The following is a 22,815-nucleotide window of genomic DNA, read 5'->3' on the forward strand; positions in this document are numbered from 1 at the left end:
CCTGCGGCCGCGCTGCGTCGGGTGACCCACGAGGCCAGCGCGGGTAGCGCCACCCCGGCGACGAGCAGCCCGGCGGCGAGCGCCGCGCCGGCCGGCGGTGAGATCAGCGTCGCCCCGCCCACGGCCACCACTGCGACCAGGGCTGCCGCCGAACCGGGTACCAGCACCCGCAGCAGCAGGTCCTGGACGGCTTCGACGTCGGAGACCAGCCGGCTCAGCACGTCCCCCGAGCGGTGCCGGGCGGTGCGGCGGGCCGCGAGGGTGGCGAAGACCCGGGCCCGCACGTCGGTGATCATGCGGAGTACCGCGTCGTGCCCGGCGAGCCGTTCGGTGTAGCGGAACACGCCCCGGCTGATCGCGAGCGCCCGGACCGCGACGATCGCCACGGTGAGCCGGTCCAGTGGCGGCTGGCCGGCGGCGCTCATCAACAGCCAGGTCGCGGTGGCCATCAGGGCCAGCCCGGCGAACTCGGTGGCGGCGGCGAGCAGCCCCGCGCCGACCAGGCGGCCCAGGTACGGCCGGGCCAGCCGCAGCACCGCCCGTTCGGCGGCCGCCCGGCCGGCCGAAGCCGTGCCGATGTTCGGTGCCGCGGTCATCGGGCCACCTTCCCGGTCGGCGTCGGCGTTGGCGTCGGTGTCAGCTCGGTGATCCGGCCGTCCTCGATCCGCAGGATCCGGTCGGCGTCGGCCAGCAGGGCCGGCCGGTGCGCGACCAGCAGCGCCGTCCGCCCGGCGACCAGCCGGCGGGTGGCGTCGAGTACCACCGCCTCGGAGGCGGTGTCCAGGCGGGCGGTGGGCTCGTCGAGCAGCACCACCGGGGCGTCGCGGAGGAACGCGCGGGCCAGGGCCACCCGTTGCCGCTGCCCGCTGGACAGCCCGTGCCCGCGCTCGCCGAGCACCGTCTCCAGGCCGTCCGGCAGACCGGCAACCACGTCGTCCAGGGCGGCGTCGCGCACCGCCTTGGCGAGCGCCTCGGGCGGGGTGTCCGGCGCGCCGAGCCGGATGTTGTCGGCCAGCGAGGCGGCGAAGAGGTGGGCGCGCTGCGGCACCCAGGCGACCTGCCGACGCCAGGTGTCCGGGTCGGCGGCGGTGAGGTCCACGCCGTCGACGGTGATCCGGCCGCTGGTCGGGGTCACGAAGCCGAGCAGCAGTCCGAGCAGTGTGCTCTTGCCGGCGCCGCTCGGGCCGATGACGGCGATCCGTTCGCCGGGCCGGACGGTCAGCGTCACGTCGCGCAGCGCGGTGGTCCGCTCGTACGCCACGGTCACCGACTCGAACCGGATCTCGCCGCGCCCGTTCGGGGTGGCCGCGCCCTCGGCCACCCGCGGCGCGGTGGGCGTGGCCGAGACGGTGAGTGCCTCGTCCAGCGCGGCCAGCCCCTCCATGCTGGCGTGGAAGCGGCTGCCGGCGGCCCGCAGCGGCAGGTACGCCTCCGGGGTGAGCAGCAGCACCAGCAGCGCCGTCTGGAGGGCCAGGCCGCCGCCGAGCAGCCGGATACCGACCGGCACCGCGACCAGTGCCACCGAGAGCGTGGCGACCAGCTCCAGCACCAGCGCGGACAGGAACGCGATCCGCAGCGTCTTCATGGTGGCGACCCGGTGCCCGTCGGCCATCCGGCGGACCACCTCGGTCTGTGCCCGGGCGCGGCCGAACGCGCGCAGCGTGGGCAGCCCGGCGACCATGTCCAGGAAGTGCCCGCCCAGTAGGGAGAGGCGACGCCACTGTCGTTCGGTGGCGGCCTGTGCCTGCCAGCCCAGCAGCGCGCCGAAGACCGGGATCAGCGGCAACGTCAGCGCGATGATCACCGCCGAACTCCAGTCGGCGAGGACGATCCGGGCCAGCACGGCCAGCGGCACCGTCACGCTGAGCACCAGCTGTGGCAGGTACCCCGTGAAGTACGCGTCCAGCGCGTCCAGCCCGCGCCCGGCCAGGGTGGCGAGCTGGCCGGCCCGCTGCCCGGCCACCCAACCCGGTCCGTGCCGGCCGACCGCGCCGAGCAGGTCGGCCCGCAACGCGGCCTTGACCGTGGCGGCGGCCCGCGCCGACACCGTCCCCTGCGCCCAGACCAGCGCCGAGCGGGCGGCGACCGTGATCAGGAAGCCGGCCAGCGCCGGCCGGTCCAGTCGGCCGTGGACACCGGTGGCCAGCACCGCCGCCAGCGCGGTGGCCTGCGCCACGATCAGCCCGGCGGCGAGCACGCCGAGCAGGGCGAGCACGGCAAGGTCGCGCCGGGCCGCGGGGACCCGGCGCAGGAGACGCGGGTCGAAGGGACGGCGGTTCACCAGTACACCGGTGCCCTGCCGTCGGTCCGTCCCCGGAAAACCCACCAGCACATTGCCTGGAAGCCTAGTAGGGCCGGCAGCAGCGGCAGCGCCACCCAGCCGAGCAGCCGTAGGGTCGGCGCGCTGGCTGCGGCGTCGGCCACCGTCAGCGAGGCGCCCGGGTCGGTCGTGGACACCAGCACGTAGGGCCAGAGGGCCGCGCCGACCAGCGCCACCGGCAACGCCAGTGCCACGCCGGTGGCGGCCAGGGCCCACCCCGGCCGCTGCCGGGCCAGCGCCGCGCGGGCCGCCAGCAGCGCCGCCACCAGCAGCACCGGCAGGAGTACGGCCACCGCCGGCCGCTGGACCGAGTCGCGTACCCGGGAGGAGAGCAGGCCCACGACGGTGGCCAGGGCGACCGCGGAGAGCGCCACCGGCACCAGCCGTCGGTGGGTGCGGCCGACCACGGCGCTGTCGGCGGCCGGCAGTCGCAGGGCGAGGAAGGCCGCACCGTGCACCGCGACCAGGGCGACCATGGCCAGCCCTGCGGCGGCCGTGAACGGGGTGACCAGGTGCGACACGCCGACCACGTGCCCGTCGGCCTGGCGGGGCACGCCCTGCAACAGCGCGGCGAGCAGGACGCCCCAGCCCAGCGCGGCGAGCACGCTGCCGACCACCACCACCCGGTCCCAGCGGGCCCGAATCCGCTCGTCGACCGGCCGACTGCGCAACTGCACCCCGACGGTGACCAGGATGACCCCGACCAGCGCGCCGACGACCGCCGGATAGCAACCGGACAGCAGTTCGCCCTCCAGCACCGGAAAGGCGCCGAAGAGGACGCCCACGGCGGCCACCAGCCAGACCTCGTTGCCGAGGAAGAACGGGCCGAGCGCGGTGAGGGCCGCCCGCCGGCCCGCCGGGCCCCCGCCCCGGGCGAGCAGCAGCCCGACGCCGTAGTCGTAGCCGGCGAGCACCAGGTAGCCGCCGAAGAAGAGGCCGAGCAGGGCGTACCAGGCGAGGTCCACGTGATCTCCTCAGGTGAGGGCGGGTTCGGGGTGTGCCGGCTCGTTGGGCGGTGCCGGCGGGCGGCCGAGCGCGGGATCGTCCGCACCGCGTGCCGCGTGCCGGGCGAGCAGCACCCAGTTGGTGACGGCGAGGGTGCCGAGCAGCAGGCTGAAGCCGATCAGCGAGGTGAGCATTACCGGTGCGCCGACCGGGGAGACCGCCTGCTCGGTGGGGAGCAGCCCGTACGCCACCCAGGGCTGACGGCCGACCTCGCGGGCGATCCAGCCGAGGATCACCGCGATGAACGGCAGTGGCAGGGCGAGCAGGGTCAGCCAGAGCGGGAAGCGCAGCCGGATGATCCAGTCCCGGAAGAGCAGCGGGAGCAGCAACCAGACGCAGCCGAGGGTGAGGCCGATCAGGATCATGAAGCCCAACCCGACGTTCGCCAGCACTGGCGGGGTGTAGTCGCCGGGGCCGAACCGGGTGGTCCACTCGGCGATCAGCGTCTGGGCCTCCGGACCCTGGCCGAACTTGGTGGGCTGCACCTCGCCGATCGGGCCGAACTGGGCGAAGCCGAAGCCCTGCACCATCGTGATCGCCAGCGCCGCGGTGACCAGGCCGATCCGCAGCGAGGTGCGGAACAGCGCGAAGTCGGGCGTTCGTCGGATCAGGTGCCACGCGCTGACGGCCGCCATCAGCATCCCGCCGACCAACAGGGCGGCCGACACCACGTGCCCGAACGCCATGCCGAGGCTGGGATTGGTGAGCAGCGCGCCGAAGTCGGTGAGGTGGGCGATCCCGTCGCGGACCTCGTACCCGACCGGGTGTTGCAGCCAGGAGTTGGCCACCATGATCCAGAACGCCGAGGCGTACGCGGTGAGGGCCACACCCCACAGCAGGGCGAGGTGGACGCCCCTGCGGAGCCGGTGCCATCCGAAGATCCACATCCCGAGGAACGTGGACTCCAGGAAGAACGCCACAAGTGTCTCGATGGCCAGCGGCGCGCCGAAGACGTTGCCGACGTAGCGCGACAGGCCGCTCCAGTTCAGCCCGAACTGGAACTCCATCACGATGCCGGTGGCGATGCCGAGCACGTAGTTGATGACGTAGAGCTGCCCCCAGTACCGGGTGAGCCGCTCCCACTTCGGGTTGCCGGTGAGCATCCAGGCGGTCTGCATCCCGACCAGCAGGGTGACCAGCCCGATCGTGACGACCACGAACAGGAAGTGGATCGAGGTGGTGGTGGCGAATTGCAGGCGGGCGAGGAGCAGGGTGTCCATGGCCGGCCCTCCGTAGGTTGGCTCTCTTGTCGTAGCCACCCTACACGTAGCTTCGCTACATGTAAGAACTACTACGTTTCGTCGTAGGAAAGTCTACGACAGAACGTAGTAGATGTGGGGACGGGGGAGATCACGGAGTGAGGCGCGGGGAGTGCGCCGGGCGTCAGGACAGGAAGAGGGTCACCGGAAGGGCGACCAGTGTCGCGGCGACCGCGAGGGCGGTGGCGCCGAGCACCCGCGGCGGTCGGTCGCTGACCAGCAGCCGCTGCACCCGTACGTCCAGATCCCGGTCGCCCATGCCCAGCGCGCCGGCCGGGGTGATCCGGTGACCGGCGGCGGCGAACCGGCGCAGCGCGCCCGCCAGCGGCGCCTCGGCGTGCAGTTCGCGCGCCTTGTCGTCGGCGCGCATCTCGACCAGCAGGGCCACCCGCTCGTGCGCGTCGCGGACCCAGCCGAACCACGGCAGCGCCCGGCAGAGCGCGGTGAACGGCAGCAGCACCAGATCGTGCCGCTCGTGGGCGTGCGCCCGCTCGTGGCTGAGCACCGCGGCCAACTCGGCCCGGTCCAGCAGGCTCAGCGTGCCCGCGCTGACCACCACCTGCGGCTTCACCCCCGGCAGGCAGTACGCGGCGGCGCTCGGATGGTCCAGCACGAGCGCGCCGGGTGCGGCCGGGTCGTCCCGGGCGACGAGGGTGAGCAGGTCCCGGTGGCGGCGCTGGGCGCGGACGGTGCCGTGGATGCTGCGCACGGTCGTGGTGACCAGCACCGCGCCGATGCCGAAGCCAACCCCGACGCCCGCCAGGTGGAAGGCGCTCACCCCGACCGGCAGGGCGCCGTGGCCGAGGTCGTTGGCCAGGGCGAGCAGGGCGCTTCCGGTCGGCAGGTCGTACGCGCTCAAGCCGAGTGCCATCGGCAGGCCCATCGCGGAGAGGCCCAGCGCGAGACCGACCGCCTGCCAGCAGACGATCGCGACCCGGGGGCTGCGCCACGTCCAGGTGGAGCCGGCCAGCACCTGAGCGGTCAGATAGCAGGCCAGCATGGTGGCGGCGAAGTGCACGGCAAAGGCCATGGCGTCCGCCCTACCGCTCCGCTGCCTCGCCGGCCGGCCGTCGGCCCGCCGGCCCGTCCACCCGATCGGTCAGCGCGTCCGCCCCTGCCGGGTCGTTGCCGGTCGTGGCCGGCCCGGTCAGTCCGGCCTCGCTGCCCAGCGCCGCGCGCAGCACCTCGGCCTCGGTACCGGTCACCGAGCGGGCGAAGCGCACCAGCGCGGCGTCCCGGCTGCCGCCCAGGTCGAGGGCGTCGAGCATGAGCTGGGCGATGTGCGCCTCGCGGCTGGCCGCCGGCCGGTAACGCCAGGCCCGGCCCTCCCGCTCCCGCTGCACCATGCCCTTGCCGGCGAGCCGGTCGAGAACGGTCATCACCGTCGTGTACGCCAGCTCGCGGCCGTCGAGCGCGTCGGCCACCTCGCGCACGGTCACACCGTCCGACGTGCCCGGGACCACGTCCCACAGCACGTCCATCACCGCACGCTCAAGATCGCCCAACCGAGTCACGAAGCAATCCTACCCCCGGTAGTAGTCCGCCCACTCCCCGCGCCCACCCCACCCCAGCGGTGATCATGAGGTTGACCGCGCCAAGCGAGATCGAACACCCCGCCAACCCCCATGATCGCCGACCAGCACCGACGGACCGACCCAAGATCCGCACGAGAACAGGGATATTGCTGCCTCCAGCGCCCCGGAGGCAGCAACATTCCCGAAGTTGAGCGGATCTTGATCGGAGCGGCGCGGGTGGGGCTCCCCCGGAGAACCACAAGGCCGAGGACAAAGACTCACACCCCCTTGGGGTGCCACACCGTCTTCGTCTCCAGCAGGGCGGTCATCCGGGTCACGCCCGGGTCGGTCGACCAGTCGTGGTCGGTCGGGGCCGGCCGGAGCACCCGCTTGAGGTTCTCCGCCGCCTTGACCTCCAGTTCGGTGGCGAGCGAGGCGTCGGTCACCCCGGTCAGGTCGATCGCGTTGACGTCCATGTGCGCGGCCAGCGTCGGCGCGGTCTCGGTGATCGCGCCGGTGAGGATGTTGACCACACCGCCGGGCAGGTCGGACGTGGCGAGCACCTCGGCCAGCGTCACCGCCGCCAGCGGCTCGGACGCCGAGGCTGCCACCACCACCGTGTTGCCGGTGACGATCGCCGGGGCGATCACGCTGACCAGGCCGAGCAACGCCGGACGCTCCGGGGCGACCACCGCGACCACGCCGGTCGGCTCCGGGGCGGAGATGTTGAAGTACGGCCCGGCGACCGGGTTGGCGCCGCCGTACACCTGGGCGAGCTTGTCGGCCCAGCCGGCGTACCAGACCCAGCGGTCCACCGCGGCGTCCACCTCGTCGCCGGGGATGCCCAGGGCGACGAACTGCTCGCGGCGGCCCTCCAGCATCTCGGCGGCCCGGTAGAGGATCTGACCCCGGTTGTAGGCGGTCGCGCCGGCCCAGCCCTTGACGGCGGCGCGGGCGGCGACCACCGCGTCCCGGGCGTCCTTGCGGGAGGCCAGTGACACATTCGAGGACTGCACGAGATACGACCGTCCCGACTCGCTGCGCGGGAACTTCCCGCCGATGAAGAGCTTGTACGTCTTGCGTACCGCGACCCGCTCAGACATTGAGGTAGCCCTCCAGCCCGTGCCGGCCGCCCTCGCGACCGTAACCCGACTCCTTGTAGCCACCGAACGGCGAGGTGGGGTCGAACTTGTTGAACGTGTTGGCCCACACCACCCCGGCGCGCAGCCGGTCGGCCATCCACAGGATCCGGGATCCCTTGTCGGTCCAGATTCCCGCCGACAGCCCGTACGGTGTGTTGTTCGCCTTCTCCACGGCCTCGGCCGGGGTGCGGAAGGTGAGCACCGACAGCACCGGGCCGAAGATCTCCTCGCGGGCGATGCGGTGTGCCTGGGTGACGCCGGTGAAGATGGTCGGCGCGAACCAGAAGCCGCGGTCGGGCAGCTCGCACGGCGGCGACCAGCGCTCGGCGCCCTCGGCCGAGCCGGCGTCGGACAGCTCGCGGATCCGCTCCAGCTGGGCGGCCGAGTTGATGGCGCCGACGTCGGTGTTCTTGTCCAGCGGGTCGCCGACCCGGAGTTGGGCCATCCGTCGCTTCAGCGACTCCAGCACGCGGTCGGCGACGTTCTCCTGCACCAGCAGGCGGGAGCCGGCGCAGCAGACGTGCCCCTGGTTGAAGAAGATGCCGTTGACGATGCCTTCGACGGCCTGGTCGATCGGCGCGTCGTCGAAGACGATGTTCGCGGCCTTGCCGCCCAGCTCCAGGGTGAGCTTCTTGCGGGTGCCGGCGACGGAACGGGCGATGGCCCGGCCGACCTCGGTGGATCCGGTGAAGGCGACCTTGTCCACGCCCGGGTGTTCGACCAGCGACCGGCCGGTGTCGCCGGCGCCGGTGACGATGTTGACCACGCCGGCCGGCAGGTCGGCCTGCTGGCAGATCTCGGCGAACAGCAGCGCGGTCAACGGCGTGGTCTCGGCGGGCTTCAGCACCACCGTGTTGCCGGCGGCGAGCGCCGGGGCGATCTTCCAGGCCAGCATGAGCAGCGGGAAGTTCCACGGGATGACCTGCGCGGCCACACCGATCGGCCGGGGGTTCGGGCCGAAGCCGGCATGCTCCAGCTTGTCGGCCCAGCCGGCGTAGTAGAAGAAGTGCGCGGCGACCAGCGGCAGGTCGACGTCGCGCGACTCCCGGATCGGCTTGCCGTTGTCCATGGACTCCAGCACGGCCAGCTCGCGGGAACGCTCCTGGATGAGTCGCGCGATCCGGAACAGGTACTTCGCCCGGTCGCGGCCCGGCATCGGGCCCCAGACCTTGTCGTACGCCTTGCGAGCGGCGCGTACCGCGCGCTCCACGTCCTGGGCGCCGGCCTCGGCGATCTCGGCCAGCACCTCCTCCGAGGCGGGGTTGATCGACTTGAAGCTGCCGCCGTCGGTCGGGTCGACGAACGCACCGTCGATGAACAGCCCGTACGAGGGCTTGAGGTCCACCACCGAGCGGGACTCGGGGGCGGGGGCGTATTCGAACATCGGGTATCAGTCCAGGGTGAAGTAGGTAGGGCAGAGATCACAACCGGATCTACCTGCGTCGGCGTAGATCACTTCTGCTCCTTGGGGCGCATGTGGGGCACATCGCGTTCAAACACGTCATCGATCGCCTGTCTCGACCGGTCATCGTCATCCGGCCAAAGGTGACTGTACGTGTTCAGAGTCAGGGTCGCGTCTCGGTGGCCCAGCCGCTCGGCAACGACCTTCGGGTTCAGCCCGGCCCGGATCAGCAGCGACGCGTAGAAGTGCCGTAGATCATGCTGGGTCGCCTCGGGTAGCCCGACCTGCTCGCGCGCCGGCCGCCATACCGACTCGTTGAAGCTATTCCGGTTGAGCGGCCGACCGGCGTCATCGAGGAACACAAACCGAGCTGACCGCGTGACCGGCTTCGGGCCGGTGACGTCCAGGACCTCGACCGCGACGGGCGGGTACGCCGCCAGGTGCGCGTCGATGACCTCGAACATCGCCTTCCCGAGCGGAACCGTCCGGTAGCTGTGTCGGTTCTTCAGCGGGCACACCACCACGCCGCCGCCGGCCGCCGGTTGCAGCTGCCGCTCGACCGTCAGAGTCTTGTCCGTGCGGTTGATGTCGTCGACCTCCACGCCGAAGACCTCGCCCTGACGCAGGCCGGTCCCGGCGTCGAACTCGACCAGGCCGCGGTATCGCGGCTTCACCGCGCTGGCCAGCGCCGACACCTCCCCGGTTGTCAGCGGCACGACCTTGACCCGGGGCAGCTCCGGCAGCGTGATGTCCGCGCACGGGTCGAACTTGATCAGCCGATCCCGCTTCGCTGCCGAGTAGATCGCCCGGACCGTGCGGAACACCGTCTCGATCGAGCTGGGCGCCAGGTCCGGTGACAGGCCCGTGATGAACGCCTGCATCGTGCTGTGCCGGATCGTCACCAGTTGCCGGCCGCCGATCGCCGGATAGACGTGCTTGAACAGCAGCGACTTCTTCCGGGCGGCTGTGTTCGGTCGGTGCTGCTGGGCTGCTCTCCACCCCTCGGCGTACTGCTGGAACGTGATCTTCCCGGCCTTCGGATCGATGTAGCTCCCGTCGTTGAGGGAGTGCTCGACTTCGGCCCGGAACCGGTCAGCGTCGGCCTTCCGGGCGAACGACTTCTTCCGATCCGCGCCGGCCTCGTCGCGCCAGCGGACCAGCCATGGTTTCGGCCGGTCGTCGGTGCGCCTCTTAACGCTCGCCATCGACCAGCCCGCCGGCCACCGGCGTTGAGTACGGCTCCCGGGCCTCGTCTGGTGGCACCTCCGCGAAGAACCGCCGGTGGTCGGCCGTCCCGAACGGCATCTCACCGCGGATCCAATCGCGGGCAGTCCCCGGCGGCACGTCCCAGCCCTCGACCACGGTGATGCGCGTGTCGGCGTCGTCGTCGACCGGCGGCACCATCAGGTGCACCGGTGCGACGCTCAGAACGTAGGCCAGCGCGAATAGCTCCTCGACGGTGACGGTCGCGCGCCGGCCGAGCTCCAGGTTGGCCACGATCGAGCGGTCCCAGCCGATCCCGACCTGCTTCATCTCTTTGGCCAGGTGAGCGGCCGACCAGCCTCGCTTTTTCCGAAGGTCCTTCATCCGGTCAGCGATCACTCGGTGCGGCGTCTGCGGTGGCGTTTGTGTCATGGCAACACATTAGCAGTGCGCTGGACACACGGGAACCTACGTGTCATGCTGCCGTTCGTACGCAAATTCTGCGCGTTAGGAGCAACAGCGATGAGTGACCGTCGCGCACTTGCCTCGACGAACGAGGTGGCCGACTTCCTGGTCCTGCCGGTCAGGACGGTCGAGGACTGGCGCCGTAGCGGCCGAGGCCCGAAGTTCTCCCGGGTCGGCAAGCACGTCCGCTACAGGTGGGCCGACGTCGAGAAGTGGCTCGACGACCAGGCCGGAGCGAAGGCCGCGTGAACACCGTCGGCCCGGTCGCCGGTTGGTGTCCGCCCGGCGGTTGCAGTGCCCGCCGCGTCGCCGAACTCGAGCACGCTCTCAAGTCCGCGTTCACCGCTGGCCGCCTCTACGAGCGCGCCGAGATGTGCGAGACGGAAGCCACCTGGAAGCCCCTCGCCCGCCGGACGTACGAGCAGCGCGTCGCCGAGCGGATCGCCGCCATGCCCCGCAGCACCAACCTGCGGTTCGACGACCCCGAGTGGCCACCAGTGGCCGTCCCCGGCGGCGGCGGGCTGCGCCTCGGCCCGGGGCAGATCATCACCGAACCGGCAGGGGTGGCAGCGTGACCGACAACCCGTACAACCCCGACACCGAGGCTGACCTCTACGCGGCGTACGCCTCGGCGACCGGTGAGCAGCCGAAGTCCCGGGTCAAGCTGGTGCGGCTGTCGGACGTGAAGCGCGAGCACATCGACTGGCTCTGGCAGGGCTACATCGCCCGGGGAAAGCTCCACGTCATCGACGGTGACCCGGGGCTCGGGAAGAGCACCGCCACCGCCGACCTGGCCGCGCGCATCACCGCCGGCAAGCCGTGGCCTGACGGTCAGCCCGGCTGCACGCCGGCCGGCGTCGTGCTGCTCTCCGCCGAGGACGGCCTGGGCGACACCATCCGCCCCCGGCTGGAAGCGGCCGGCGCGGACCTCGATCGGGTGGTCGCGCTGACCGGCATCACGAGCTGGGACGAGGACGCCGGGGAGCTGTACGAGCGGATGCCGGCCCTGCCGGGCGACATCGGGCGTATCCGTGCGGCCGTCGAGCAGGTCGGCGCGGCGCTGGTCATCATCGACCCGCTCATGGCGTACCTCGGTGGTGACGTCAACTCCCACCGCGACCAGGACGTGCGCCGGGCGCTCGCGCCGCTGGCGAAGATGGCCGAGGAAACCGGCGCTGCGATCAAGCTGATCCGCCACAACACCAAGGGCGGCGGCAACAACGCGCTCTACCGGGGCGGCGGGTCCATCGGCATCATCGGCGCGGCACGGCTCGGGTTCACCTTCGCCCGCGACCCGGAGGACGAGCACCGGGTGATCGTGGCGTGCACCAAGGCGAACATCACGGCGATCCCGCAGAGCCTCGCGTACCGCCTCGTCGACAGCCCGGACCACGGATGCGCCCGGGTCGAGTGGCACGACGGGCCGGTGGGCTACACCGCCGCCGACCTGCTTGCCGCATCCCACGAGTCGGCCGACGACCGGGACGACCGCAACGACGCCGCCGCATGGCTGCGCGGCTACCTGCTCGACAACGCCGGAGAGGCCGAGGCGGGTTCTGTGCTGAAGGCCGGCGAGAAGGCCGGCTTCCAAAAACACACCCTCCAACGCGCCCGGAAGCGGGCCGGCGTCAAGTCCGAGAAGGCCGCCTTCGACGCCGGCTGGATGTGGCGACTGGACGACGAAGGTGACACCAAGATGACGAAGGCGACAGAGCACGGTGCCCTGTCATCTTCGTCGCCTTCGCTGTCACCTTCGGACGCTGTCACCTTCGCGGACGACCCCACCCGATGCCCCCGCTGCAACGGGCCGGTCTGGCTCGGCAGCGGCAAGTGCCAAGGAGACTGCTCATGAGGAAGCTGTCCGGCGCCGAGGTGCGCGAGCTACGCAAGGCCCACCGCTGCCCCGACTGCACCAGTGAAGTCACCGTCGACCGTCGCGGCGGCCGGGTCGGCGTGAAGCACGACGACACCTGCCCCATGTACGCCCGACTCAAGCGGGCCGGCATGACGTCCGCGCTGATCTTCACCCGCGCGCCCGGCCAGTCCGATCGGGACTTCACCCGCGAGGTCAACGCGGCGGTTGCCGACCTGGCGCAGACCACCGGAGCGCCCGTGCGCATCACCGAAGACCCGTACCGAGGGACGCCGCAGTGACCGGCCCGCTCAGCGCCACGCTAAGCCAAGATCCGGGCGCGGTGAGGGGTACGGGCACCACCCATCCGCTACGCTCCACAGCAGAACGGCACGCAGCAGGCCCCGCCGCTGCGGTCGACCGGGAAGGCACCGCCGACGATCCGGACGACGGCCAGACGCCGCAGAGCGTGAGTGCACCGCACCGCCAGCAGGCGCAGCCATCAACTCGATCGACTTCCCAGGAGTAACCCCATGCCGCTGAAGGGCATCCCTACCGCGTCCGAGCTGCGCGAGCAGCCGACCAACCAGACCCCGGCCGAGTGGTGGAAGGCCGCCGACAAGGCGCGCAACGCCCACCTCGACGCCGCCGGTGACATCGCCGAGAAAGGCCGCCTCGACGGCCGAGACAAGTTCCTCGCCTCGGAGCAGCGCGACTACGACGAGCACGTCGACCAGGTGACCCGCCTGGACCACCTGATGGCGAACATCGTCCGCGACCACCCCGAGCTGAACGAGGTCGACCGCGCCGGCGTCGTGCCGCCGACCAACGGCCGGACCGGGCTGCGCAACAAGGCCACCCTGGCCAAGGGCGACAGCATGGCCGCGTGGGCGCAAGCCAACGGCCACATCCACCCCGAGCACCTGGAAGACGGCGGCCTGACCTTCGGCGAGTACATCAGCGCCAGGGTCACCGGCCGGGGCAGCAAGCAGGTCCGCAACGCCATGAGCGAGGGCAACCTCGCCGGCGGCGGGTACCTCGTCCCGACGATCCTGTCGACGCAGCTCATCGACATGGCCCGCAACAAGGCCCGGGTACTCCAGGCCGGCGCCACCGTCGTCCCGATGGCCAACGCCACCGTGGACCTGGCGAAGTGGGCCGGCGACCCCACGGCCACCTGGCACACCGAGAACGCCGCGGTGACCGCCTCCGACGCCACCCTCGCCCGGGTGCGCCTCCAGGCGAAGACCCTGATGTCCCTCGTGGTGGTGTCGCGGGAACTCGTCGAGGACGCCGAGCCCGTCAGCGTGGACTCCGCGCTGCGACAGGCGTTCGCCTCGCAGTTCGGGCTGACCATCGACGCCGCCGGCCTCTACGGCACCGGTGTGGCGCCGCAGCCCCTGGGCGTCAAGGCCACCTCCGGTGTGACCGTGACGCCCATCGCCACCAACGGGCAGGCCCTGGCCAACTGGGACCCGCTGGTCAACGCCGTCTACACCGTGCGGTCGGCCAACGAAGAGCCCAACGCGATCATCTACAGCGGGCGGACCTCGAAGAACCTGGCGCTGCTCAAGGACACCACCAACCAGCCGCTGCGGATGCCCGACTACCTCGACGGCATCGCCCGGTACGAGACGCAGCAGATCCCGAACAACCTTGTCGTCGGCACCTCGGGCACCACCACCTCCGACATCTTCGCCGGGGACTGGTCGCAGCTGCTCTTCGGTGTCCGCACCGAACTCCAGGTCACCCCGCTCACCGAGCGGTACGCCGAGAACGGCCAGATCGGGTTCGTCTGCTGGTGGCGCGGTGACTTCGCCGTCGCCCGCACCAGCGCGTTCGCCGTCACCACCGGCATCCTCTGATGGGAGACACCACGATGTACTGCATCCACGATCGCCTGGCCGCTTCCTGCGAGGACTGCCAGTTCGTCGCCGCGCTGGAGAAGGGACGGCCCGACGCCGTGCGCCTGGCCCAGGGCATCGACGGCACACCCGACCACGCACCGGTCAACGCCAGCGAGCCCGAGCAGCTGGAGACCGTCGAGCAGGACACGCAGATCATGCGGCCCGACCTCGACCGGGACCTCGGCACGAAGGGCACCTACACGCTGATCCGCGCTGGTGAGCAGGTGCCCGCCGAGCTGGCCGACTTCCCACGCCAGCCCGGCAGCTACACCGGTCCCGTGACCAAGGCCAGCAAGCCGAGGACACCGACCATCGCCTGAACGTGGGTGGCGTCAACGTCAGCACAGGGCATGTGCAACGAAGGACGCGAGGGGACCTTTCCGCTCCATAGACCGTCCTGCGCCACCACAGCGAGCAGCCCGGACCGCGAATGGTCCGGGCTGCTCTGCGTCGGGGGAGGGCGGGTCAAAAGTTCACCGCCGACCAGCAGGGAGACCCCGCAGCCTCCCTCATTTTTCCCCCCGCGCTCGGGATGTGTAGGGCGGCTACAGGTGCCGTAACGGGCCATGTAACGCCGTGACACCCCCTGTGACAGGCGTAAACGCAGGTCAGAGAGGGTGTCACGGCTGTGACATGTCACAGTGTCACGCGTAACGCCGTTACGGCTTGCTGCCGGCCCACTCGGCGAGGTCGGCGCGGGCGTACAGGTCGGCGTTGCCTCGGTTCCCTCGCGGCGCGGGCACCTTCCCGGCTCGACGCTGCATCCGCTTCTTGGCTGCCTCGTACGACCAGGGCAGCACCCCGGCGTCTACGGCGTCCCGCAAGGTCATCATGTCCCCGTCCCCGGGGACATCGCTGGTCAGGGGCTTATCAAGGTCTGCCGGGGACGTGGCGAGGGCGCGTGCCTGTGCGGTCGTCAGGTAGGCCACCTGAACCTCTGTGGCCTGTCCGCCGATGACGACCTGCCACCGGCCGAGGGTGCGGGATGCCCTCGGCATCGACGCCTCGGGAACGAGCATCTTCCAGTTGTTCGCCGTGTACCGAGCCAGGCACCGGATCCCGAAGTTCTCCCGCGCTTCCGGGCCACCAATCGCGCGGGCGGTGAGCATCTGCGCGATGGCCAACACGTTGACCTTCGCGCTGCGGCCCATGAACAGCAGATCGGCGAGAGCGGCGATGGCCGGCGACCGCTTCGGGTCGCCCTTGCCTCGCACCTCGGCCCAGTAGTTGGCGAGCTGCCCGATGGTGGCGTTCAGTTCCTCGCAGATCACCAGGTCCCGGGGTCCGGGGTCCCAGTCTTCGTCTTCGTGCAGTGCGAGGGTGTTCCGCTCGTCGGCCAGTGCCGCCTTCCGCAGGATCGCGTCGTGCATCTGCTCCGGTCGGGTGCAGTAGTCCACCCCGGGCTGGCCGAGTGCCCAGCGGTGCGACCCCTTGCGGTCGAGGATGGTCACCCGCCCGCCTCGGGCGAGCACCTGCACGGCGATCAGCTCGGCCAGCACTGACTTTCCAGCGCCCGAGCCGGCGCTGACCGCGATGTGCGGCGAGTCTTCCCGTAGCGAGATGACGACCGGCACGTCACCGGCGCCCTGCCCGATGTAGAACTCCCAGTCGGGCAGCTTCGGGAAGTGCGCGAGCACCTGGTCGTGGCCGACCTTCGCCGGTGGCCGCTTCCGCACCGTCCAGCGGGCACGCACTCGAGGCCCGATCTGGTGCCACGACTCGACGAGATCGGAGACGGGGATCTTGCTGCCGATGATGGATGACACGAGCTGCCTCTGCTCTCTGGTCAGGTACGGGGTGTCGATCAGGACTTCGATGCGCGGGCCGAGTTCCTCCCCGGGCCGGCGGAACACCTCCAGCCGCGACGTGACCGGCCGCGCGCGCCGCTGGGCGGCCCACGCTGCCCGCTGGACGCGCTCGGGCAGCCACCGGAGTACCGGCTCGATCCGCTCGCCGTAGAACAGCCTGGCGGCTTCCTCGGCCGGTGAGAGCGGCTTGGCGAGCCTCGGGGTGAGGTTCCCCAGCGACGGGTCGACGTGCAGCTGCACGCCGGTCTGCAACCCGAGCGGCGGGATGATCGCGGCGAGGGTCGGCGCGATGTACTCGCGGTGGAACCGGCGCCGCACCAGTCGTTGCCGGCCGCGCCACGCCGCCGCGACGGCGAGGGCGGAAGCCGCGGTGAGGGTCTGCTCGGGCATGACCACGGCCACGCCGGCAGCGGTGGGCATCCCGAGGCGGACGGCTTGACGCTGCCACCCAGCGAGGCGGCCGGCGCCACGGGTGCGCCACGGGTAGCCGTCGCGCCCGGACAGCGGCCTGCCGGCCAGGTAGCGGTACGTCAGGCGCAGTGCGATCCGCCGACGGTGGAGACGGCGGACCAGACGCTCCAGGTCATCTGCCATGCTGATCTTTCCTCCTTCGTGGGGGAAGCGAGGCCCGGCCGGGCGGTGGAATGCGTTGGCCGGGCCTCGCGCTGGTGGTGGGTCAGTAGGGGAGGCGGCAGGTGCCCTTGCAGGTACGGCAGGTGTCGTAGAACTGGCCGCCGTTGCACGAGCAGTTCCGGGCGGTGTGCTTCGGGTCGTTCCAGCGGGGGCAGTTCCGCTTGGTGGTGCCGGTGGCGTTGCAGGTGGGGCAGCCGCGCTCCTGGTACTCCCAGGTCTGCTTCTTCGGCATGGCTCAGTTCTCCTTGTCCGTGGTGCTGGGCTTGAGGTAGGCGATCAGGCAGGTCACCGCGCCGCAGACGCACGCGACCCGGGACAGGCCGTCGACCACCAGGGCCAGGCCGGCGCACACGATCGCCATGACCAGGAACAGGCCCGGTCCCCGCTTCATGCGGACACCTCCACCGGCGTGCCGTTGATGGGCGTTGCCGCAGCTACCGGCGTGGTCGGTGACGGCAGATGACGGCGCGCGGTGGATTCACTCACGCCCGCTTTCGCAGCGATCTGGGCGAGGGTGCCGGCGGGCAGTTTGGCGGCAGCGCGGGCCACCTTCTCGGCGCTGGTGGTGCTGCGCGGCCGGGGCCGGCTGGTGCGCGGCTTGGCGGCAGTTAAGGCCGGCGGTGGCGTCACAGGGCCGATCGGCTCGGCGTAGTCCCGCGGGTCAACGGGCGGCGTCTCCGGCTGGTCGACCAGCCCGGCCAGCGGCGTCACAACGGGCAGCGGCTTCCCGGTCCGGGCCAGCACCTCGACGGCCAGGAGGAAGCTCACCGCGGGCACGGCGGCGACCAGGCGGGCGGTGACGTTCGGGTTGGCGCTGGCCACGTTCGCCGCCAGGGTGGCCAGGATGCCGAACACCAGGGCGACCCGGGCGGACAGTCGCGGTCGGCGCTGGTGCCGCTTGTCGTCGAGCATGGCGAGGGTGGCGACCAGGATCAGCCCGTCGATGGCCAGCGGCAGCACCGCCGCGACGCTGACGTGCTCGCCAGCGGTGCTGGCGACGTCGTAGATGTGCTGGTAGGACGCGAAGCCGGCCACCGCCGCCACAAGGGCGGCAGCGGCACGGCTCGTGACGGTGGAGAGGTTCACCGGGAAAGCTCCTTCTGGCGACGGGCCGCTCGGGCGGCAGTCTCGGCGTTGGCGACCTGGACCTCGCCGAGCACCGACGCGCGGTACGCGCCGTCGGTGTCGCGGTGCACCAGGTGCCGGGCGATCAGGAAGACGGTGGTGGGCACGGCCAGCCCACCGGGCACGATCAGCAGTAGCCACCTCATCGGGCGGCCCGAGCGATGCGGGCGGCGGACAGCAGCGCGTGCGCCAGCTGCTCGACCTCGGCCGGCGTGCCGGACCAGCCCTGAACGCCGTCGCCGCCCGCGTAGTGGCCGGTGTCGCCCTCGACGAGCGTGAGGACAACCCGGGTCGGGGTGGTGACCTCGCCGCGCTCGCTGGTCGACTCCACCAGCACCCGGGCAGTGGCCGCTCCAGTCGTCGAGGACGGCTCGTCGGCGGTCAGGTCCGCGATCACAACCTCGTGGCACAGCCCGATCGAGAAGCCGTCAACCTCCGTCACCTGCCCCCGGTGGTCTTCGGTGCAGTACGGCGGGCAGGCCGGCGGACGGGCGGCCAGGGCCCGCTGGAGGCCGTCGGCGTAGCCCTCGGCGTACCGGCTGTCCCCGACGCGGATCGCGTCGGCCAGCTCCCGCACAGCGGCGGGGTTGGCGTCGATCGCGGCCCGGATCAGCTCCAGGTCGCCGGCCTCGACGCGGCCGGCGTATGCCGCGTTCATCGGGAAGCCGTCGGTCGCCGGCCGCTGGATCGCGGTCAGGTTGGTGGTGTCGGCGTCGATGAGCCGGTTCTCCGACGGAACGGACGCGGATGCAAGAATCTTCACTGGGTCGCCTCCCGGGGCGATCAAGGGCCGGGATCACAGGAGTTGGCGCTCCTGCCCGGCCCGTCTTGTGTTGTGCGTTGAACACACAATAACTGTGTGGAGCACCCGGCACAACCACTCACAGCAATCTGGGGCACATTCGGGGCGCACAACAACACGGAGCACCCCGTAGTAACACGGGGTGCTCCGTAGTGTTTTGCCTGCTCAGAGGCGCTATGTGGGTTGTTCTCGCAGGTCGTCAGACCCGTTCGCTCAGTCCAGGGTGAAGTAGTCGGGACCGGAGTAGGTGCCGGTCGTCAGCTTGGTGCGCTGCATCAGCAGGTCGTTGAGCAGGCTGGACGCGCCGAAGCGGAACCAGTCCGGGTCGAGCCAGTCCGCGCCGACGGTTTCGTTGACCATCACCAGGTACTTGACCGCGTCCTTGGTGGTCTTGATGCCGCCGGCCGGCTTCACGCCGACCTGCCGCCCGGTGGCCTCGCGGAAGTCGCGGACCGCCTCCAGCATCACCAGGGTCACCGGCAGCGTGGCCGCCACCGGGACCTTGCCGGTGGAGGTCTTGATGAAGTCGCCGCCGGCCAGCATGGCCAGCCACGAGGCCCGGCGCACGTTGTCGTAGGTGGCCAGTTCGCCGGTCTCCAGGATGACCTTGAGATGGGCGTCCCCGCTGGCCTCCTTGGTGGCCACGATCTCGTCGTAGACCTCCTTGTACCGACCGGCCAGGAACGCACCCCGGTTGATCACCATGTCGATCTCGTCGGCGCCGGCGGCGACGGCGGCCCGGGTGTCGGCGAGCTTGATCTCCAGCGGTGCCTGACCCGACGGGAACGCCGTCGCCACACTCGCGAGGTGGACACCGTTTCCGCGCAGCACCTCGGCGACGTACGGGACCATCGCCGGGTAGACGCAGACCGCGCCGACGTGCGGGCAGGACGGGTCGGCCGGATCCGGGCGCAGCGCCTTCGCGGCCAGCGCGCGCACCTTGCCGGGGGTGTCCGCGCCCTCCAGGGTGGTCAGGTCGACCATTCGGATCGCCAGGTCGATCGCCTGCGCCTTGGCGGTGGTCTTGATGGAGCGGGTGCCGAGCTGTGCCGCCCGCTGCTCCGCGCCGACCTGGTCCACGCCGGGCAGGCCGTGCAGGAAGGTCCGCAGAGCGGTCTCGGATCGTCCCAGCTCGGAGAGCTCCGACCGGGCCGACGTCGTTGTCGCCGTCATGCCCCGAAGTCTACGCACCGGCGCGCCGAGTGATCTTGCTCCGATCGCCCGGTCGGCCGCGCCGACGTGAGCGGCGTCGCTGCTCGGAGCGCAGCCACACCGAAGCGCCGAACGGACCGGTAGGTTGAGCGATCGTGGATGTACACGTCATTGACCACCCGCTGGCCCAGGCCCGGCTGACCGCCATGCGGGACGCGCGCACCGATTCCTCGACGTTCCGGGCGGCGCTGCACGAACTGACCACCATGCTGGTGTACGAGGCGGCGCGCTCCTTCCCCGTCGAGCGGTACCCGGTGCAGACGCCGGTCACCGGCACCGAGGGCACCCGGCTGGCCAACCCGCCGCTGCTGGTCCCGGTGCTGCGAGCCGGGCTGGGCATGGCCGACGCCGCGCTCGGCCTGCTGCCGGAGTCCTCGATGGGCTTCGTCGGCCTGGCCCGCGACGAGGAGACGTACGAGCCGCGCGCGTACATGGAGTCGCTGCCCCGGGATCTCGCCGGCCTGCCGGTGCTGGTGCTCGACCCGATGCTCGCCACCGGTGGGTCGCTGGAGCACTCCTGCCGGCTGCTGGCCGACCGGGGTTGCACCGACATCACCGTGCTCTGCGTTCTCGCCGCGCCGGTCGGCATCGAGCGGCTGGAACGCTCCGGCCTGCCGTTGCGCCTGGTCACGGCCTCGATCGACGAGGGTCTCAACGACCGGATGTTCATCGTCCCCGGGCTCGGTGACGCCGGCGACCGCCAGTTCGGCGGCATGCCCCGCTTCTGATCCTCCACCGGTCGGTGCCGGGTAACGGCGGTCGCGCGCGGTGGCGCGCGGACCCGCTACCGTTTCCGGCCATGACTGGTGTTGCGCTCGCCGAGGAACTGCTGCTCCTCGCCTACGACGACCAGACCGGCAAGGCGACCATGCCGCGGATCAGCCTGGATCTGGGTATGGCCGCCGCGGTGCTGGTCGAGCTGGCCCTGGCCAACCGGATCGCGTACGACGACGGGTCTCTGACCGTGGTCGACCCGACGCCCACCGGCGAGCCGGTCGCCGACGAGGTGTTGGGTCGGATCGCGGCCGACACGCCGCACACGCCGGCCTCCTGGGTGCAGCGCCTGCGGCACGGCCTGCGCGACCGGATCCTCGGTGACCTGTGCGCCCAGGGCGTGGTCCGGGACGTCGACGAGACCGAGCTGGGCTTCATCCACGTGCACCGCTACCCGGTGCTGGACAGATCCGTCGAGGCGGACACCCGCCAACGGCTGGCCGAGGCGCTGACCGGCGCGGCGGCCCCGGACGAGCGGACCGCCGCGCTGGCCACCCTGGTCGTGGTGCTGCGGATGGAGACCGCGCTGGGGGTGAGCGGCGAGACCGCCGCCGACGCCCGCCGGCGGCTGGAGGAGATCGCCACCGGCGCCGGCTTCTCCGGCCAGGTGAGCGCCGACGACTCGGTGGTCCGCCCCTCGGTGGGACTGGTCGTCGCCGCCCTGGGCCGCGCCGTCGACCAGGCCCTCGGGCCCCGCCGCTGACCGTGTCGCGGCCCTCGGGCTACAACCCGAGGGCGGCGGCGATCTCGGTGCGCAGCCGCGCGATCGCCGCGCCGGCCCGGGCGCGTGCGGCGGCGACATCGCCGTCGGGCACCGGCTCCACCACCTCCAGGTACGCCTTGAGCTTCGGCTCGGTCCCGGAGGGACGGATCACCACCCGGGCCGCCCCGGTGCGCAGGATCACCACGTCCGCCTCGGGAAGCAGGTCCTTGGCGCTGTCCACCGGCTGGCCCAGCAGGGTCGTCGGGGTGGCCGCCCGGATCCGGGCCATCGCGTCGGCGATCAGCCGCAGGTCGTCCACCCGGACGGAAAGCTGGTCGGTGTGGTGCACCCCGAACTCCGCGGCGAGCTCGTCCAGCCGGTCGGTCAGCGTACGACCCTGCGCCTTGAGGCCGGCGGCAAGCTCGGCCACGGTCAGCGCCGCCGTGATGCCGTCCTTGTCGCGCACGTGCTGCGGGGCGACGCAGTAGCCGAGCGCCTCCTCGTAGCCGAAGACCAGTGGCGCGCTCCCGCCGCCGGCCCGGACGATCCACTTGAAGCCGGTGAGCGTCTCGTCGTACGGCAGGCCCCGAGCCGCGCACATCGCCCGCAGCAGTGACGACGAGACGATGGTCGTGGCGTAGAGCCCGGTCACCCCTCGCCGCATCAGGTGGTCGGCGAGCAGCACGCCCACCTCGTCGCCGCGCAGCATCCGCCAGCCGCCGCGGTCCTCCCGCACCACCACGGCGCAGCGGTCCGCGTCCGGGTCGTTGGCAATGGCGAGATCCGCGCCGGTCGAGTCGGCGAGGGCGATCAGCCGGTCCACCGCCCCCGGCTCCTCCGGGTTGGGAAACGACACGGTGGGAAACGCCGGGTCCGGCTCGGCCTGGTCGGGCACCACGCCCGGCACCGGGAAACCGGCGCGGGCGAAGGCGGCGGTGAGCACCGCCGCGCCCACCCCGTGCAGCGGGGTGTACGCCACCGTGAGGTCCCGCGACCCGTCCGGATCGATCACCGCGGTCGCCCGCCCGACGTACGAGGCGACCAGGTCGTCGCCGAGCACCTGACCGGGCGCGCCCAGCGGCACCTCGGTCAGCGGGCCGACCGCCCGGATGGCGGCCTCGATACCGGCGTCGGCGGGCGGCACGATCTGCGCGCCCGCGCCCAGCTCACCGCCCAGCTCGGCACCGAGGTAGACCTTGTAGCCGTTGTCCTGCGGGGGGTTGTGGCTGGCCGTCACCATGACGCCGGCGACCCCGCCGAGTTGGCGCACCGCGTACGCCAGGACCGGGGTGGGCAGCGGGCGGGCAGCAGCAGCGCCGGACGGCCGACCCCGGTGGCGACCTGGGCGGTGCGCTCGGCGAACTGCCGGGAGCCGTGCCGGGCGTCGTACCCGATCACCAGGGGGCCGGTGCCGCCCTGGGCGGCGAGCCAGTCGACCAGGCCGGCGGCGGCCCGGGTGACCACGGCCAGGTTCATCCCGTTCGGGCCGGCGCGCAGCGGGCCGCGCAGACCGGCGGTGCCGAAGGTCAGTGGCCCGGCGAACCGGTCGGCCAGGTCGGGGGCGCTCGACGGCAGCGCGTCGAGCACCGCCGTCAGCTCGTTCCGGCTGGCCGGGTCGGGGTCGTCGGCCAGCCAGCGCCGGGCTTGCTCGCGAATGTCGTCGATGTCAGTGGTGTCCGCCGCCATGCC

At 71.8% G+C, this 22,815-nt stretch carries 24 protein-coding genes and 2 pseudogenes; 8 read left to right on the forward strand and 18 right to left on the reverse strand.

Translation table 11 applies throughout. From position 1 onward, the window contains the following. The 10 genes and pseudogenes from JNW91_RS14005 to JNW91_RS14050 all read right to left on the reverse strand — a co-directional run. Window positions 1-596: pseudogene (locus JNW91_RS14005) on the reverse strand (thiol reductant ABC exporter subunit CydC); the annotation flags it as partial. Further along, window positions 593-2,281: a thiol reductant ABC exporter subunit CydD gene (gene cydD, locus JNW91_RS14010; RefSeq protein WP_203175334.1), complete on the reverse strand. Its 1,689-nt coding sequence runs from the start codon at window positions 2,279-2,281 to the stop codon at window positions 593-595. The pseudogene JNW91_RS14005 and the gene cydD, both read right to left, overlap by 4 nt. Continuing rightward, a complete protein-coding gene (locus JNW91_RS14015) occupies window positions 2,278-3,285 on the reverse strand; it encodes a cytochrome d ubiquinol oxidase subunit II (protein ID WP_203175335.1) in 1,008 nt (335 codons plus the stop codon). Before JNW91_RS14015 ends, cydD begins: the two co-directional genes overlap by 4 nt. 9 nt (window positions 3,286-3,294) lie before the next feature. Beyond that, complete coding sequence (locus tag JNW91_RS14020; protein WP_203175336.1) at window positions 3,295-4,545, reverse strand: cytochrome ubiquinol oxidase subunit I; 1,251 nt, start codon at window positions 4,543-4,545, stop codon at window positions 3,295-3,297. A gap of 163 nt (window positions 4,546-4,708) precedes the next feature. Next, window positions 4,709-5,614, reverse strand: a complete 906-nt coding sequence (locus tag JNW91_RS14025; protein WP_203175338.1) for a M56 family metallopeptidase — start codon at window positions 5,612-5,614, stop codon at window positions 4,709-4,711. 10 nt (window positions 5,615-5,624) lie between these two features. Beyond that, complete coding sequence (locus JNW91_RS14030) at window positions 5,625-6,098, reverse strand: BlaI/MecI/CopY family transcriptional regulator (protein WP_203175340.1); 474 nt, start codon at window positions 6,096-6,098, stop codon at window positions 5,625-5,627. Between the two features lie 278 nt (window positions 6,099-6,376). After that, entirely contained in the window at window positions 6,377-7,201 is an 825-nt protein-coding gene (locus tag JNW91_RS14035; protein WP_203175342.1) for an aldehyde dehydrogenase family protein, read from the reverse strand. After that, window positions 7,194-8,624, reverse strand: a complete 1,431-nt coding sequence (locus JNW91_RS14040) for an aldehyde dehydrogenase family protein (RefSeq protein ID WP_203175344.1) — start codon at window positions 8,622-8,624, stop codon at window positions 7,194-7,196. Before JNW91_RS14040 ends, JNW91_RS14035 begins: the two co-directional genes overlap by 8 nt. A gap of 68 nt (window positions 8,625-8,692) precedes the next feature. After that, a complete protein-coding gene (locus JNW91_RS14045; protein ID WP_203175346.1) occupies window positions 8,693-9,847 on the reverse strand; it encodes a tyrosine-type recombinase/integrase in 1,155 nt (384 codons plus the stop codon). Then, window positions 9,834-10,277: a helix-turn-helix domain-containing protein gene (locus JNW91_RS14050; RefSeq protein ID WP_203175348.1), complete on the reverse strand. Its 444-nt coding sequence runs from the start codon at window positions 10,275-10,277 to the stop codon at window positions 9,834-9,836. Before JNW91_RS14050 ends, JNW91_RS14045 begins: the two co-directional genes overlap by 14 nt. Window positions 10,278-10,367: 90 nt before the next feature. On the opposite strand from JNW91_RS14050, the gene JNW91_RS14055 reads away from it, so the two are divergent. The 6 genes from JNW91_RS14055 (at window position 10,368) to JNW91_RS14080 (ending at window position 14,389) form a co-directional block, all read left to right on the forward strand. Then, window positions 10,368-10,559, forward strand: a complete 192-nt coding sequence (locus JNW91_RS14055) for a helix-turn-helix transcriptional regulator (protein WP_203175350.1) — start codon at window positions 10,368-10,370, stop codon at window positions 10,557-10,559. Then, a complete protein-coding gene (locus JNW91_RS33570; protein ID WP_203175352.1) occupies window positions 10,556-10,885 on the forward strand; it encodes a hypothetical protein in 330 nt (109 codons plus the stop codon). Before JNW91_RS14055 ends, JNW91_RS33570 begins: the two co-directional genes overlap by 4 nt. Next, window positions 10,882-12,162, forward strand: coding sequence for an AAA family ATPase (locus JNW91_RS14065; protein WP_203175354.1), 1,281 nt, complete (start codon window positions 10,882-10,884; stop codon window positions 12,160-12,162). The genes JNW91_RS33570 and JNW91_RS14065 overlap by 4 nt, the downstream gene beginning before the upstream one ends. Continuing rightward, entirely contained in the window at window positions 12,159-12,464 is a 306-nt protein-coding gene (locus JNW91_RS14070; protein ID WP_203175356.1) for a hypothetical protein, read from the forward strand. Before JNW91_RS14065 ends, JNW91_RS14070 begins: the two co-directional genes overlap by 4 nt. Before the next feature lie 231 nt (window positions 12,465-12,695). After that, on the forward strand, window positions 12,696-14,027 hold the full coding sequence (locus tag JNW91_RS14075) for a phage major capsid protein (RefSeq protein WP_203175358.1): 1,332 nt from the start codon (window positions 12,696-12,698) through the stop codon (window positions 14,025-14,027). After that, window positions 14,027-14,389: a hypothetical protein gene (locus tag JNW91_RS14080; protein ID WP_203175360.1), complete on the forward strand. Its 363-nt coding sequence runs from the start codon at window positions 14,027-14,029 to the stop codon at window positions 14,387-14,389. The genes JNW91_RS14075 and JNW91_RS14080 overlap by 1 nt, the downstream gene beginning before the upstream one ends. Before the next feature lie 339 nt (window positions 14,390-14,728). On the opposite strand, the gene JNW91_RS14085 is transcribed toward JNW91_RS14080, so the two are convergent. The 7 genes from JNW91_RS14085 to deoC all read right to left on the reverse strand — a co-directional run bounded on the left by JNW91_RS14085 (window position 14,729) and on the right by deoC (window position 19,610). Beyond that, a complete protein-coding gene (locus JNW91_RS14085) occupies window positions 14,729-16,471 on the reverse strand; it encodes a type IV secretory system conjugative DNA transfer family protein (protein WP_203175362.1) in 1,743 nt (580 codons plus the stop codon). Between the two features lie 82 nt (window positions 16,472-16,553). Beyond that, window positions 16,554-16,742, reverse strand: a complete 189-nt coding sequence (locus JNW91_RS14090; RefSeq protein ID WP_203175364.1) for a hypothetical protein — start codon at window positions 16,740-16,742, stop codon at window positions 16,554-16,556. 3 nt (window positions 16,743-16,745) lie between these two features. Next, on the reverse strand, window positions 16,746-16,901 hold the full coding sequence (locus JNW91_RS14095) for a hypothetical protein (protein WP_203175366.1): 156 nt from the start codon (window positions 16,899-16,901) through the stop codon (window positions 16,746-16,748). Beyond that, entirely contained in the window at window positions 16,898-17,596 is a 699-nt protein-coding gene (locus JNW91_RS14100; protein WP_203175368.1) for a DUF2637 domain-containing protein, read from the reverse strand. Before JNW91_RS14100 ends, JNW91_RS14095 begins: the two co-directional genes overlap by 4 nt. Then, window positions 17,593-17,781 (reverse strand): hypothetical protein, encoded by a 189-nt coding sequence (locus tag JNW91_RS14105; RefSeq protein ID WP_203175370.1) that lies wholly within the window; start codon window positions 17,779-17,781, stop codon window positions 17,593-17,595. Before JNW91_RS14105 ends, JNW91_RS14100 begins: the two co-directional genes overlap by 4 nt. Then, a complete protein-coding gene (locus JNW91_RS14110; protein ID WP_203175372.1) occupies window positions 17,778-18,398 on the reverse strand; it encodes a hypothetical protein in 621 nt (206 codons plus the stop codon). The genes JNW91_RS14105 and JNW91_RS14110 overlap by 4 nt, the downstream gene beginning before the upstream one ends. 252 nt (window positions 18,399-18,650) lie before the next feature. Beyond that, entirely contained in the window at window positions 18,651-19,610 is a 960-nt protein-coding gene (gene deoC, locus JNW91_RS14115; RefSeq protein WP_203175374.1) for a deoxyribose-phosphate aldolase, read from the reverse strand. 134 nt (window positions 19,611-19,744) lie between these two features. Between deoC and upp the strand changes: the two genes are divergently transcribed. Beyond that, window positions 19,745-20,377 carry a uracil phosphoribosyltransferase gene (upp, locus tag JNW91_RS14120; protein ID WP_203175376.1) on the forward strand — a complete coding sequence of 211 codons (633 nt, stop codon included), beginning with the start codon at window positions 19,745-19,747 and terminating at the stop codon, window positions 20,375-20,377. A 71-nt stretch (window positions 20,378-20,448) separates the two neighbouring features. Continuing rightward, entirely contained in the window at window positions 20,449-21,126 is a 678-nt protein-coding gene (locus JNW91_RS14125) for a GOLPH3/VPS74 family protein (RefSeq protein ID WP_203175378.1), read from the forward strand. 19 nt (window positions 21,127-21,145) lie between these two features. On the opposite strand, the pseudogene JNW91_RS14130 reads toward JNW91_RS14125, so the two are convergent. Further along, window positions 21,146-22,812, reverse strand: a pseudogene (locus JNW91_RS14130) (phospho-sugar mutase). Window positions 22,813-22,815 lie beyond the last annotated feature (3 nt).

Origin of the sequence: Micromonospora parastrephiae (assembly GCF_016802865.1) — a bacterium.
Taxonomy (GTDB): Bacteria; Actinomycetota; Actinomycetes; order Mycobacteriales; family Micromonosporaceae; genus Micromonospora; species Micromonospora parastrephiae.

What these genes read in the sequence shown, in the direction of transcription:
- JNW91_RS14020 (WP_203175336.1), bottom strand. Translation starts at nt 4,545, where the DNA reads ATGGACACCCTGCTCCTCGCCCGCCTGCAATTCGCCACCACCACCTCG.
- JNW91_RS14025 (WP_203175338.1), bottom strand. Translation starts at nt 5,614, where the DNA reads ATGGCCTTTGCCGTGCACTTCGCCGCCACCATGCTGGCCTGCTATCTG.
- JNW91_RS14035 (WP_203175342.1), bottom strand. Translation starts at nt 7,201, where the DNA reads ATGTCTGAGCGGGTCGCGGTACGCAAGACGTACAAGCTCTTCATCGGC.
- JNW91_RS14040 (WP_203175344.1), bottom strand. Translation starts at nt 8,624, where the DNA reads ATGTTCGAATACGCCCCCGCCCCCGAGTCCCGCTCGGTGGTGGACCTC.
- JNW91_RS14045 (WP_203175346.1), bottom strand. Translation starts at nt 9,847, where the DNA reads ATGGCGAGCGTTAAGAGGCGCACCGACGACCGGCCGAAACCATGGCTG.
- JNW91_RS14050 (WP_203175348.1), bottom strand. Translation starts at nt 10,277, where the DNA reads ATGACACAAACGCCACCGCAGACGCCGCACCGAGTGATCGCTGACCGG.
- JNW91_RS14055 (WP_203175350.1), top strand. Translation starts at nt 10,368, where the DNA reads ATGAGTGACCGTCGCGCACTTGCCTCGACGAACGAGGTGGCCGACTTC.
- JNW91_RS14070 (WP_203175356.1), top strand. Translation starts at nt 12,159, where the DNA reads ATGAGGAAGCTGTCCGGCGCCGAGGTGCGCGAGCTACGCAAGGCCCAC.
- JNW91_RS14075 (WP_203175358.1), top strand. Translation starts at nt 12,696, where the DNA reads ATGCCGCTGAAGGGCATCCCTACCGCGTCCGAGCTGCGCGAGCAGCCG.
- JNW91_RS14080 (WP_203175360.1), top strand. Translation starts at nt 14,027, where the DNA reads ATGGGAGACACCACGATGTACTGCATCCACGATCGCCTGGCCGCTTCC.
- JNW91_RS14085 (WP_203175362.1), bottom strand. Translation starts at nt 16,471, where the DNA reads ATGGCAGATGACCTGGAGCGTCTGGTCCGCCGTCTCCACCGTCGGCGG.
- JNW91_RS14090 (WP_203175364.1), bottom strand. Translation starts at nt 16,742, where the DNA reads ATGCCGAAGAAGCAGACCTGGGAGTACCAGGAGCGCGGCTGCCCCACC.
- JNW91_RS14095 (WP_203175366.1), bottom strand. Translation starts at nt 16,901, where the DNA reads ATGAAGCGGGGACCGGGCCTGTTCCTGGTCATGGCGATCGTGTGCGCC.
- JNW91_RS14105 (WP_203175370.1), bottom strand. Translation starts at nt 17,781, where the DNA reads ATGAGGTGGCTACTGCTGATCGTGCCCGGTGGGCTGGCCGTGCCCACC.
- deoC (WP_203175374.1), bottom strand. Translation starts at nt 19,610, where the DNA reads ATGACGGCGACAACGACGTCGGCCCGGTCGGAGCTCTCCGAGCTGGGA.
- JNW91_RS14125 (WP_203175378.1), top strand. Translation starts at nt 20,449, where the DNA reads ATGACTGGTGTTGCGCTCGCCGAGGAACTGCTGCTCCTCGCCTACGAC.